The 12,330-nt window shown below is 38.9% G+C and carries 13 protein-coding genes and 2 tRNA genes; 5 read left to right on the top strand and 10 right to left on the bottom strand.

Annotated elements, in window-relative coordinates:
• Nucleotides 1-14: 14 nt before the first annotated feature.
• The gene (locus tag DUT70_RS16270; RefSeq protein WP_113648410.1) at nucleotides 15-1,307 is read right to left on the bottom strand and encodes a c-type cytochrome; all 1,293 of its coding nucleotides are present in this window, start codon (nucleotides 1,305-1,307) and stop codon (nucleotides 15-17) included.
• Between the two features lie 254 nt (nucleotides 1,308-1,561).
• Nucleotides 1,562-2,542 carry a deoxyhypusine synthase family protein gene (locus DUT70_RS16265; protein ID WP_113648409.1) on the bottom strand — a complete coding sequence of 327 codons (981 nt, stop codon included), beginning with the start codon at nucleotides 2,540-2,542 and terminating at the stop codon, nucleotides 1,562-1,564.
• 326 nt (nucleotides 2,543-2,868) lie between these two features.
• On the opposite strand from DUT70_RS16265, the gene DUT70_RS16260 reads away from it, so the two are divergent.
• Nucleotides 2,869-4,080: an MFS transporter gene (locus DUT70_RS16260; RefSeq protein WP_113648408.1), complete on the top strand. Its 1,212-nt coding sequence runs from the start codon at nucleotides 2,869-2,871 to the stop codon at nucleotides 4,078-4,080.
• Nucleotides 4,081-4,115: 35 nt separating this feature from the next.
• Here the strand turns inward: DUT70_RS16260 and DUT70_RS16255 are convergent, their stop codons facing one another.
• The 7 genes from DUT70_RS16255 to DUT70_RS16225 all read right to left on the bottom strand — a co-directional run bounded on the left by DUT70_RS16255 (nucleotide 4,116) and on the right by DUT70_RS16225 (nucleotide 8,485).
• Nucleotides 4,116-4,964, bottom strand: coding sequence for a hypothetical protein (locus DUT70_RS16255; RefSeq protein ID WP_128353379.1), 849 nt, complete (start codon nucleotides 4,962-4,964; stop codon nucleotides 4,116-4,118).
• 67 nt (nucleotides 4,965-5,031) lie between these two features.
• Nucleotides 5,032-5,829, bottom strand: coding sequence for a hypothetical protein (locus tag DUT70_RS16250; RefSeq protein WP_113648406.1), 798 nt, complete (start codon nucleotides 5,827-5,829; stop codon nucleotides 5,032-5,034).
• A 59-nt stretch (nucleotides 5,830-5,888) separates the two neighbouring features.
• On the bottom strand, nucleotides 5,889-6,692 hold the full coding sequence (locus DUT70_RS16245) for a hypothetical protein (RefSeq protein WP_113648405.1): 804 nt from the start codon (nucleotides 6,690-6,692) through the stop codon (nucleotides 5,889-5,891).
• 423 nt (nucleotides 6,693-7,115) lie between these two features.
• A tRNA-Val gene (locus tag DUT70_RS16240) sits at nucleotides 7,116-7,190 on the bottom strand.
• A 39-nt stretch (nucleotides 7,191-7,229) separates the two neighbouring features.
• Nucleotides 7,230-7,307 (bottom strand) — tRNA-Val (locus DUT70_RS16235).
• Nucleotides 7,308-7,411: 104 nt separating this feature from the next.
• Nucleotides 7,412-8,137 (bottom strand): DNA repair protein RecO, encoded by a 726-nt coding sequence (gene recO / locus DUT70_RS16230; protein ID WP_113648404.1) that lies wholly within the window; start codon nucleotides 8,135-8,137, stop codon nucleotides 7,412-7,414.
• A complete protein-coding gene (locus tag DUT70_RS16225) occupies nucleotides 8,138-8,485 on the bottom strand; it encodes a diacylglycerol kinase family protein (protein ID WP_113648403.1) in 348 nt (115 codons plus the stop codon).
• Between the two features lie 155 nt (nucleotides 8,486-8,640).
• Between DUT70_RS16225 and DUT70_RS16220 the strand changes: the two genes are divergently transcribed.
• From DUT70_RS16220 to DUT70_RS16210, 4 genes are read left to right on the top strand one after another with little or no spacing between them, the layout of a single operon-like run.
• Nucleotides 8,641-10,998, top strand: coding sequence for an efflux RND transporter permease subunit (locus tag DUT70_RS16220; RefSeq protein ID WP_113648402.1), 2,358 nt, complete (start codon nucleotides 8,641-8,643; stop codon nucleotides 10,996-10,998).
• Nucleotides 10,999-11,054: 56 nt separating this feature from the next.
• Nucleotides 11,055-11,468: a DUF4269 domain-containing protein gene (locus tag DUT70_RS16215; protein WP_262512185.1), complete on the top strand. Its 414-nt coding sequence runs from the start codon at nucleotides 11,055-11,057 to the stop codon at nucleotides 11,466-11,468.
• A complete protein-coding gene (locus DUT70_RS21505) occupies nucleotides 11,465-11,575 on the top strand; it encodes a DUF4269 domain-containing protein (protein WP_262512184.1) in 111 nt (36 codons plus the stop codon). Before DUT70_RS16215 ends, DUT70_RS21505 begins: the two co-directional genes overlap by 4 nt.
• Nucleotides 11,576-11,586: 11 nt before the next feature.
• Entirely contained in the window at nucleotides 11,587-12,042 is a 456-nt protein-coding gene (locus DUT70_RS16210) for a GNAT family N-acetyltransferase (protein ID WP_113648401.1), read from the top strand.
• On the opposite strand, the gene DUT70_RS16205 is transcribed toward DUT70_RS16210, so the two are convergent.
• A complete protein-coding gene (locus DUT70_RS16205; RefSeq protein WP_113648400.1) occupies nucleotides 12,020-12,280 on the bottom strand; it encodes an isoleucyl-tRNA synthetase in 261 nt (86 codons plus the stop codon). The two genes, DUT70_RS16210 and DUT70_RS16205, sit on opposite strands and share 23 nt — an antisense overlap.
• Nucleotides 12,281-12,330: the final 50 nt, after the last annotated feature.

Here is a 12,330-nt window from a genome sequence, read left to right as displayed (position 1 = left end):
AAAAACTCTATTTATTAATAGTGGCACTTACCACACTCTAAACCACCTAACAATGCTGGGGTAATTTTTTCACCTTTTTTGATTTTCTCGTGAGCAGCAATTACGTTAGCATAAAAAGCATCGTTTTTCTTGCCAGAGATATCAGCATCTTTATGACAGTTGATACACCATTTCATTGTTAACGGAGAGTATTGGTAAACCTCTTCCATAGTGTTAACTGGACCGTGACAAGCGAAACAAACTGGATCAGTTGGTTTCAAACCTGCTTCCTTACGAATTGCTTCCTCACCTACTACTACGTGTTGAGAGTGGTTGAAGTAAGCGAAATCTGGCAAGTTATGTACACGAACCCACTCAATTGGTTTTTCTTTAGTCTTATCGTAAGTTTGAGTGTCTGGGTTATAGCCCAAAGCGTTATAGATTTTTTGAATTTCTGGAGAAATCAAACCGTCATCTGTTCTTGCTTGTACGTTTTTATGACAATTCATACAAACGTTCAAAGAAGGAATAGTTGAGTTTTTAGATTTGAATGCACCTGTGTGACAATATTGACAATCAATTTGATTGATACCTGCGTGTAATTCGTGAGAGAATTTGATTGGTTGCGTTGGTTGGTAACCTGTGTGAACACCAGTCTCCCACATACCCATCCAACCGAATGAACCTAACACAATTACCAAACACAATACTGAGAAGAAAACAAATTTCTTGTTTTTGAACAATCCTTTCAAGCCAGTAGCTAAAGAAACATTCTCATCTTCTACCACCTCGATACCTTGCTTTTCAAGTATTAAACGCTCAAGCATTTTAACTGCTCTGCCCAACACTACCAAAACAACGATAGAAAGAACAATGATTGCGATTACACCTGCAATAGAAAGACCTGAAACACCTTCGTCTTTAACCGCTCCAGCACCAGCTGCAACTTCTTTTTTAGGCTCCCCTGCTTTTGCATAAGCGATGATATTTTTAATTTGATCATCAGTCAAATTAGGAAAAGCGGTCATCTCCGATGGAGAGAACTTAGCAGCCTCGATAGCTTGTTTGTTACCTGAAGCTCTTAATTCAACGTTGTTTCTAATCCAAGGAATCAAGAATGACTCTTCCAACTCGTTAACCTTAGGAGTTAGAGCAGGTCCAGTACCATCGTGATCTAAGGCGTGACATGAAGCACACTTCGACTTAAATAACGTTCTTCCCTCTACAACATCTTGCGCTTTCGATACATTTACAATTAAAAAAGATAGTGCAGCTAATACAAATGTTGCTTTTCTAAATTTTTTAAGTCCGAATGAGATATTCCTCATAATGAGTATTTTATGCTTTATTTTGAAATAAAAATTTTTATCTAAGTGATGAATGATGATTTACCTCTCAGAAATAATTGGACAAAAGTAATCTTTATTAGGATACCAATGACATATTAATGACAGTGAAATACAATTTATAATCATTCTAAACTATTGCCTTTTTAGCCGCTAGAGCTAAATAAATCAGCGATTTTTTTGGAAATCGCTGATCTAATTTGGGTTGGTTTTATACACTGATATTTTGATATTAATTATTGTTTTAATATCCAAGCAAAAATGAGTGGCGCTACGATGGTTGCATCACTCTCCACAATAAATTTTGGCGTATTGATATCTAATTTTCCCCAGGTAATCTTCTCATTTGGAACTGCTCCCGAATAAGAGCCATAAGAAGTAGTAGAATCAGAAATTTGACAGAAATAACTCCAGAATGGAATGTTTTCCATCTCCATATCTTGATAAAGCATAGGTACTACACAAATAGGGAAGTCACCCGCAATACCACCACCAATTTGAAAAAAGCCTACACCTTTGCCTTCTGAATTTTTCACGTACCAATCAGCCAACCAAGCCATGTACTCAATACCGCTTTTCATTGTTGTTGCTTTAAACTCATTTTTGATGACGTATGAAGCAAAGATGTTACCCATGGTACTATCCTCCCAACCTGGAACCACAATTGGCAAGTTTTTTTCTGCAGCAGCCAACATCCATGAGTTTTTAGGATCGATCTCATAATATTGCTCTAACACTCCGCTTAACAACATTTTGTACATGTATTCGTGCGGAAAATAGCGCTCCCCTTTATCATCTGCATCTTTCCAGATGGCGTGAATATGTTTTTGTAAACGACGGAAAGCTTCTTCTTCTGGAATACAGGTATCAGTAACGCGGTTATAGTGGTTTTCTAACAAATCCCACTCGTCTTGCGGACTTAAGTCACGATAATTTGGAACTCTTTTATAATGTGAATGAGCAACAAGGTTCATGATATCCTCTTCTAGGTTCGCTCCTGTACAAGAAATAATCGAAACTTTGTCTTGTCTGATCATTTCCGCTAAAGAAATGCCCAACTCTGCAGTACTCATCGCTCCAGCCAGGGTAATCATCATTTTACCACCTTCGTCTAAATGCGTTTCGTAACCTTTAGCTGCGTCCATCATAGCCGCCGCGTTAAAATGGAGATAATTGGTCTCCATAAATTTCGATATTGGTCCTCTGTTAGTACTCATTTTATATTCATTTTGTTTTCGCCCGCAAAAGTACAAATGATTTATGATTTTAGGCCTTATGTATAGGAACGATTTACAATTTCAATCTAAAGCTACTCAAATGATTCACTTAGAGGCGTAGCTTTTAAACACATAGACACATAACCTCTCCATAACAATTAACAGCACCTATATGCTCATCTGATTTCATTTTAATTTCAACAACTCTCTTTAGATTTACGATTTGACTCAAAAACACTGGAATTAGTAGTGCTCAATTAAACAGTTGAACGATTAAACATTTAACCTTTAATAAAATATGTAGCTTTGCTTAAAATCCTTCGTTTATGAACGCAAACCCTTCTGATTTTAGTAAAACAAACGCAACCGTATTTCCCATTTTATTTGCGCTAAGTTTCTCCCATCTACTTAATGACACCATCCAATCTCTTATTCCAGCCATTTACCCGCTGGTTAAAGATTCGTATCACCTTACCTTTTCACAAATTGGACTGATCACCCTAACTTTTCAACTGGCAGCTTCATTGTTCCAGCCGTTTGTTGGCCTGTATACTGATAAAAAGCCCCAACCCTATTCATTAGCCATTGGCATGGGCTTTACCTTGGTAGGACTTATTACACTTTCGCTATCGAATAGTTTCTACCTGATTTTATTTTCAGTAGCCCTGGTTGGCACAGGATCATCCATATTCCATCCAGAAGCATCTAGAATGGCACACGCCGCATCTGGCGGAAAAAAAGGTTTGGCTCAATCGGTTTTTCAATTGGGCGGAAATGCGGGCAGCTCCATTGGGCCTTTGCTAGCCGCTTGGATCATTGTTCCAAAAGGACAGTTTAGTGTCATTTGGTTTTCGGTAATTGCTTTGTTGGCTATTATGGTGTTAAGCTACGTGGGCAATTGGTATAAAAACTATGTTTTAAATCGCGAAGCGAAAAAAGCTAGTGTAATTGCAGAAAGACATCATCTTTCAAAATCGAGGGTAATTACTGCCATTGTGATTTTGTTGGTGCTTATTTTTTCTAAGTATTTTTACATGGCTAGCTTAACTAGCTACTTTACCTTCTACATGATTGATAAATTCCATGTTTCTGTACAAACGTCACAGATATACTTGTTTGTATTTCTATTTTCGGTAGCTGCAGGAACATTACTTGGTGGACCTATTGGCGATAAAATTGGCCGTAAATATGTAATATGGGTATCTATTTTAGGTGCTGCACCTTTTGCATTGATGTTACCTCACGCCAATCTATTTTGGACAGGCATCCTTATTGTTCCTATCGGAATGATTTTGGCTTCGGCCTTCTCGGCAATCTTGGTATATGCACAAGAACTCATTCCTGGGAAGGTAGGCTTAGTTGCCGGGCTTTTCTTCGGCTTTGCGTTTGGCATGGGCGGTCTTGGTTCGGCGTTAATTGGAAACCTTGCCGATAAAACAAGCATCAATTATGTGTTTTCAATTTGCGCTTACCTACCCTTAATAGGACTCATTACGGCTTTTTTACCTAATATTAGCACCACTAGGAAAGCGAAATAGTCATAAAATATATGAGTCAAAAATTAGTTTTATCCTTATGGTGATTTAACAATTGGAGTGGCGTAAAAATAAGTTTCCAAAAAATCAGAGTTATACCTATAATAACCCTGAGGCTGATTTTCGATCAATAAATAAATCTTAGTAGTTGCACCAGGGGGCACATTAATGATAGAACTACCTGTAACAAAACCTATTGAGTAACCACCTCTGGTATCAGTGTCATGCATTGGCCCTCCATAACAAGTATTGGAACCTCCTACTCCTAAATGACTAAAACCTACTTGCGCAACCGTTGTGGGACTTGACGACAAATAGGCCCTTTGCCAAAAAGCAAGATTATCACCTGCGCCCAGACTTGCCCCTATCTCAACAAAAGTGAGGCCAGTGTTTACAATCCAATCGCCCTCGCTTAAGGTAATGCTGAAACCCGTTTCACGATATTGAAGAGTTGCACCTGGACCAGAACCACCGAAATTAGAAGACACACCCGTTCCTTTAATTACATCGCCAACAACATTAGGAGTCATCACTGGATGATTTACCCATTTTGCACTGCCGTTAGCATCACTCATTAACACGTAATTACGGCCCTGGCTACCATCTTCTATACGTATGGCCGAAATAGGAGTAGTGGCAGTGCCACCACTAATCAAGTGTAATTTGGCAAGTGGCGCCAGTACGCCAATACCCACGTTACCACTGGCGTCCACTATAAAATCATCATCGGGCTGTGTTCCCGTGGGAGTACCGGTTGCGGCGTTGTTCTTTTTAGCATCAACATGCAATGCTCCTTGTGGATTTTTGGTGTTTACTCCAGTTTTTTGCGCCAAGCCATTAAGGCTAAAGCCCATCAGTAATATCATGAAGGAAAAGTATTTTTTCATCGTTCTCAAGATATAAGTGATTAGATTTTGACATCTTTTTTGACGTGTTGTCAAATGCCGTTTTTTATTAATTCAAAGGAAAGGCGTAAAAGTAATTTTCAGGAGCTGAGGGATTAAATCGATAAGAACCCGAGTCTTGGTTTTGCAGCATCAAATAGATAGTAGTAGCCACTGTAACTTGTATTATTGCCCGTCCCGTAATAAAGCCTTTCCTATCAGTTGGCGTATTTGGCGTAAAAGCTACTGATCCCGTTAATACTCCACCGTATAAAGGATCCGTTGCGTTAGGACTCGGATGCGAGAAACCAGTTCTTGTTATGCTGCTTGAGGAGTTTGACAAGTATATGTTTTGCCAAAATGTACTAGGGCCTAAATTATCAAAAACCAAGCCCAGGTTTACCGCCCATTCACCTGGCTGCAGAGTTATGCTCAATAACGAGTACACAGGAGTAGATGTACCATTTGCTACTGGATATGTAAAAGCGCCACTTGGGAAATTCCCCAATTTTCCTGTCTTACTTAGCGGCGGAGTTATCCATGTGCCAACACCATTGGCATCAGAACCTAATACTTTGCCTGCCCCTTGGGTACCATCTTGTAAAGTAATAGCTGGGCTGTTGGCACTTTTAAGATGCAATTTAACACTTGGAGACACGGTGCCCACCCCTACTTTCCCATCTGCATCTACTATAAAATCATCCTCTTCCTCTACCGCGGTTGGTGTACCTGTTGCAGGGGTGTTTTTTTTGGCATCAACATGTAGTGGGCCTTTCGGTTTTTTAGTTTTTATTCCAGTTTGTTGCGCAAAACTGCCAAAGCTCAATATGGTAAACAAAAATGTCAAACAAATCAATTGAATTTTCATGAGTATATTTTTAAACGGTATAAAAATTTTATGAATTCAAACAAACAAATACGCACTTACTAGTTAACCGGAACTGCATAAAAATAATTTTGCGGAGCATTGGTTTTGTACGTATAACTAAAATCTTCAAGCAACAAGTAAATGGTTACGGGAGTAGTGCCAGGAACTTCTATCAATGAATTGCCCGAAATAAAGCTTGTTTTTGTCGCTGCAGGCTCATAGGTTAAAAAGTTACCATATAATACACCCGCGTAAGTGGTGTTATTGCCAGCTGGCCCTAAGTGGATAAATCCGTTTTGTTGTACTGCAGAAGTACTTGTTGAAAGATATGCATGAACCCAACCCATCTGTGGCGTATTTGAAACGGGGATACTTTCAAACGTAATACCAGCACTTACTACCCATTTTCCTTGCCCAAGAACAATAGACTGGCCTGAGTAAATAGGACTACCACCAAAGGGTGATGTATTTGTAATTGTTGTAGGAACAGGAAAAACTCCCTTTACCGCCCTCCTTGTTACGGCGGGGGTTACCCAAGTACCTACACCCGAGACATCACTTACCAGCAACTTTCCCAAGCCCTGGCGGCCATCCACAATACGTATGCCGCCTGCTGTAGCACTTTTAATGTGCAACCTGGTAATGGGGGCTAAAATCCCGACGCCTACCTTCCCATCGTTGTCCACTATAAGATCATCGTCAACTTCTGCAGCGGTGGGTGTTCCTACTGCCGAATTATTCTTTTTAGAGTCAACATGAAAGGCTCCTTGTGGGTTTTTGGTGTTCACACCGGTTTGTTGTGCGAAAAGGCTGGCGCCACAGCTTAAAAATAAAGCAGCACAAGAGATAAATAACTTTCTCATAGGCCAAAAATTGGTTAATAGATAGTATGAAGTTAATCAAACGAAGTGTCATTTGCAATTTTTTTTCCAAAAAAAATAACCACAACCAGCTGACTACCAATAAAAACTGCCTTAGTTAGCCAATTTGGACAAAAATAGTTGCTAGAAAGCTCTTCTATCTTTCTACGGCTCTTCCACGAGTAAGCTGCTTTTCCGATAAAAGAGCATCCTGCTTTTTGGCAAATTCTTCAAAGCATACACCTCCAATCCCCTACCTTACCAACAAATCCTTCATTGTTAGCGCTATGTTGGGACAAACATCGTTCAAGATTTGAAATTGAACCGATATGATATTTATCGAGAACTGCAGTAAATAACACAGGCATAGATCATACCTCAAGATAAACAAAAAAGCCTCACTAGAAATACTAGTAAGGCTTAATGTGGAGGATACTGGGTTCGAACCAGTGACCCCCTGCTTGTAAGGCAGGTGCTCTGAACCAGCTGAGCTAATCCTCCAGAGTTTTTATTAAAATCGTTTACTATCCTGTAAACTTTTGGTGGAGGATACTGGGTTCGAACCAGTGACCCCCTGCTTGTAAGGCAGGTGCTCTGAACCAGCTGAGCTAATCCTCCAGAGTTTTATTCCCAATCTAACCAGCTGAACAAGCCCTCTAATTCCGTTTGGGAATGCAAATATAGCGTTATATTATTTCATTGCAATTCTTTTTTTATTTTTTTTAGGAAAGAACTTCTTCAAGTATTTGATGCGACTTTATCTGGCCAAAAGAAGCTGTGTGCAATTGATAGTAAATCAATATTTTATCTAAAACGACACGCCTGTAAGTATTCGAAAATTTAATTTCATTAATTTTTTCAAAAGGTGTGTTTAACAACTGCATTAAGGAGTTGCCATCTACGTCAGCAGTGAAATAAGGATGCACTGGAACAACAGGTGTAAAGCTTCCTTCTTGCAAATCGAAATATTTTTGGTCAACCCTAGCCTGAGCTTGTGGCGCAAAGCCTAAAAAACGAGTCAACTTCATTAAAAATGACAAATGGAAATTTACACTGAGCTCATCCGCTTCGTCAAACCAGCTAATTGCATTATAAAGGTACTCGAACAGCTGCTCGTCTACATGTTGTTGCCTAATGCTCTTATATAATACTTCATTCAAAAACTGAATGATGGTATTTTTAATCACCTCATAAGGGATACTTTTAAATATGGGTACTGCCCTCGCTTCAGCAATTCTTTGTATTTGCGTATTCTGTTTATAATAAACAACCATATCCAATAAATGTAGCGGCTGCAATACATTCATCGGGATTTTGGCCTTTGGCTTTTTCACACCGTTGATCAGGTACGACTGTATGCCGAACTTTTCGGTAAACATTTGTACCACTACGCTACTCTCACTGTACGTAGTTACTCTCAACACTATACCTCGGGTTTTATGCAGCATTTAAAATATTTTGGGCACGAAAATAACAAATGCTACGACTAATGCCACCAAAGCGGCCACCAAAACTGCTCCAGCGGCAATATCTTTCACCAAACCTGCTTTCACATTAAATTCTGGCGACAACCAATCTACCAAAGCTTCAAAGGCTGTATTAAGCAACTCGGCTACCATTACCAATCCAATGCAAATTAAAACAGCCAACCATTCTCCCTTTGAGATATCAAAATACCAGCCTGCCGCAACCACCAATACTGCCGCAACTACATGGAATATAAAATTCGGCTGTGTTGCTATGGTATAGGACAGCCCCTTGGCCGCAAACTTAAAACTCTTCAAAAACCTATTCATCAAATGGAAATTTGTGCATTTTAAAGTTACTTCATTTTTTAAACAACATTTATAGTAAAATCTCTGTTTCTATTAAGCAAGACCCTGCATAAATAGCCTGGTTATTTTGTAATCCGTCATTTTTATGCGTTCTTTACATTTTTTTATAAATCTATATGTGGGTAAAACTATCTAATGCTATTTTAAAAAATCGCGTTCTCCTTATCCTTTTATTTATCGCCATTACCATCTTTATGGGTTGGCAGGCCAAAAACATTAAACTTTCTTATGCAGGAAGTAAAATTCTACCGCTAACCGATTCGGTTTTCATCAAATACAATGCTTTTAAAAAGCAGTTTGGAGAAGATGGTAGTATTGTAGTGATTGGTATTAAAGACGATAAAATCTTCCAAAAAGACACCTATAATAAGTGGGCGAAACTTTCTGACGACCTACAACAACTTAAAGGCATTAAAGGTGTACTTTCCATAGGCAAGTTTTTTGAATTGGAGAAAGACACCGTCAACCAAAAGTTTACGGTTAAACCTCTTCCTGGCAAAATCATCGCTACCGGTGCAGAAATGGATTCGCTAAAGAGCAAATTAAACCAGCTGCCTTTTTACAAGGGACTTTTATATCATACAGAAACTAACGCGACTTTAATGGCAGTTACTTTCGACCAGAAAATCCTTAATTCGGCAGCCAGAAATCCCATCCTTAAAGAAATAGAAGAAAAAGCGTTGGCTTTTGGCAAAAGCGAGAATATAGAAGTTCACCTATCGGGGCTACCCTATATCAGGACTGCCACCAGCAAGCTCATTTCTAACGAATTTGTGCTTTTCCTTGGTTTATCCATTCTAGTTTCTGCTTTAATATTAGTTATCTTTTTCCGTAGCTTTTCGGCCGTATTTTTCCCAGTGCTTGTCGTAATTATGGGAGTGATTTGGAGCGTAGGTACCCTGGTGCTATTTGGCTATGAAATCACCATTTTAACTGGACTAATCCCACCTCTGATTGTAATTATTGGTATTCCGAATAGTATTTTGCTTCTGAACAAATACCACAATGAGCTTAAAAAACATGGCGATAAGCAAAAGGCCTGGAGCGTTACCGTGGAAAGAATTTCGGTAACCACCTTGATTGCCAATATTACTGCTGCTATTGGATTTGGTGTACTTTACTTTACAGGAAGTGAGCTGTTAATGCAATTTGGTAGTGTAGCGGCATTAAATGTGATGTTCACTTGGTTAATGAGCTTGTGTTTAATCCCAGCTATTTTCAGTTACCTGCCTGCACCAAAAAACAAAACACAAGGAACACACGAACCAAATTTATTGGATAAGTTACTAGCAAAAACAGATAAACTGGTGCAGCATAAAAGTGCTTCGATTTATATCGTTACCATCATTCTAACGATTGTTTCCTTAATCGGTGTTTACCGCATTAATGTGAATGGTTACGTGGTAGATGATTTACCGAAAAGTTCTAAAATATTAACTGATCTAAAGTTCTTCGAAAAGAATTTTGAAGGTATTTTACCACTGGAAATCAGTGTCGACACCAAGCGCAAGAATGGCATCTTAAGTCTTTCCTCGCTCAATAAGATTGACAAATTGGAGCAGATGATTGCTGCTTACCCAGAGTTTTCTCGTTCTATCTCTTTGAACACTGGACTAAAATATGCGACGCAGGTATTTTACAACGGAGATACCTCATTTTATCGCTTGCCATCAGATTTTGAGAAGAACTTCATCTTGATCTATGCAGCAAATTCTGGTAAAGGCAATGGAAATATGCTCACCAATTTTGTGGACAAGGATAAACAAACGGCACGTGTAAGTTTCCAAATGGCGGATGTCGGCTCTAAACGTTTAGATCAATTGCTTGATGAGCTGAAACCAAAAATTGATTCTATCCTATCTCCAAAACGTTTCAATGTAACGCTAACGGGCTCCAGCATCATTTTCTCTAAAGGAACCGACTACCTATTGGAGCATTTATTTGAAAGCATTGGCTTGGCCATTGTTTTGATTTCATTGCTGCGTTTGGCGCAATTCAGGAGTTTGGGTATCATGTTGATTTCTCTCCTACCTAATGTTGTTCCGCTAATCATCACCGCAGGATTGATGGGATTCTTCGGCATTCCATTGAAACCGTCAACCATATTGATTTTTACCATCGCCTTTGGATTGGCTTCCGACCAAACCATTTATTTCTTAACCAGATACCAACAGGAGCTTAACCTCACTAATTATAGTGTAAGCAAAGTAATTACCGATACCATTACTGAAACGGGAGTAAGCATGACTCATATTGCTTTAATTCTATTCTTTGGCTTCGGAATTTTTACCGCTTCCACTTTTGGTGGTACAGTGATATTAGGATTCTTACTATCGATCACCTTAATTGTGGCTTTGGTATTTAACCTTACATTGTTACCTGCTTTAATGCTTTGGTTAGACAAGAATAAAAAGCGCAAAAAACTATCTGAAGCCGAAGTTGCTAAGAACCTAGAGAATTTGGATGACCATTAGAAATTGTTTATTTTCAGACCTGCAAGGTTTTAAGAATCTTGCAGGTTAAAACAAAAATGAACTTCCTTAATATCCACTACCTCAAGCAAGGCAACCAGCGACAACAGTCGGCCTACCAAACGTTGGTTAGCCATCAAATCATGGAAAAGCTTGACGCCTACAATCCCATTTTAACAGGCACTATTCCCATCAATATTGATATCGAATCTAGCGATTTGGACATCATCTGCTATTGGGAAGACAAAGGAACTTTCATCGAAACACTTACCAAGTTATTCGCTACCGAAAAAAATTTTCACCTCCGTGAATGCCTTATAGGAAACCAACAAACGATCGTCTGTAATTTTAAGGTAGATACGTTTGAAATTGAAGTTTTTGGACAAAACATCCCTTCCGAAAATCAAAATGCCTATCGCCATATGCTGATAGAACATCAAATCCTGCAAAATGAAGCGAAGATTTTCGGTTGAAAATTATCGAACTAAAGAAAAACGGGTATAAAACCGAGCCTGCTTTCGGAAAATTATTAGATTTGGAAGGAAATCCCTATCATGCACTTTTAGCTTACCAAATTTAAACACCTCACAAATGACGTTCAGAGAAGCCAGACTTGAAGACATTCCTCAAATTCAAATCGTAAGAAATGCGGTAAAAGAAAATACACTCTCAGATCCAAATTTGGTGACAGATAGCGATTGTGAAGAATTCCTATTTTCGAGAGGTAAAGGCTGGGTTTGTGAAATTGATCATCAAGTTGTTGGATTTGCCATTGCTGACCTCAAAGAACAGAACATTTGGGCATTGTTCATCCATCCGACATTTGAGGGGAAAGGCATTGGCAAAATACTACACGGCATGATGTTAGATTGGTATTTTGAGCAACAACAAACCTATGTTTGGTTGGGCACATCGCCTCGCACTAGGGCTGCATCATTTTACCAAACCGCAGGTTGGACACAAAACGGCACTCATGGAAAAAATGAAATAAAATTTGAGATGACTAAAGAAAAATGGATGTCACTTAGGAAGCCATCTCTTCAGTAACTGGTTCCTTTGCAGCAGGCTTCAGCTCCACATGTTTACCATCTTTATCTGCTTTTGTTGCAAATAATATCGGATAGATAAAGATCAATGCTCCCGCGATAAATAGTACTCCAGCAATGGCCAATACAACTTGGCTTCCACTTACTTTATAAGCTTCCATAATTTTGGCGGCAATAAGCGCCGTGATTCCTAAAGCTATTGCTACAATAGCCTTAGTTAGCTTCAGATTTTTAATCATAACTTATTGGTTTCTTACCCTTCTTTGTTGCAATATGCTTATGACAACAA

The organism is Pedobacter chitinilyticus, assembly GCF_003313385.1.
Taxonomy (GTDB): Bacteria; Bacteroidota; Bacteroidia; order Sphingobacteriales; family Sphingobacteriaceae; genus Pedobacter; species Pedobacter chitinilyticus.
Note: the sequence above shows the minus strand (reverse complement) of the source record. Positions and strands in the feature narration are given on the sequence as shown.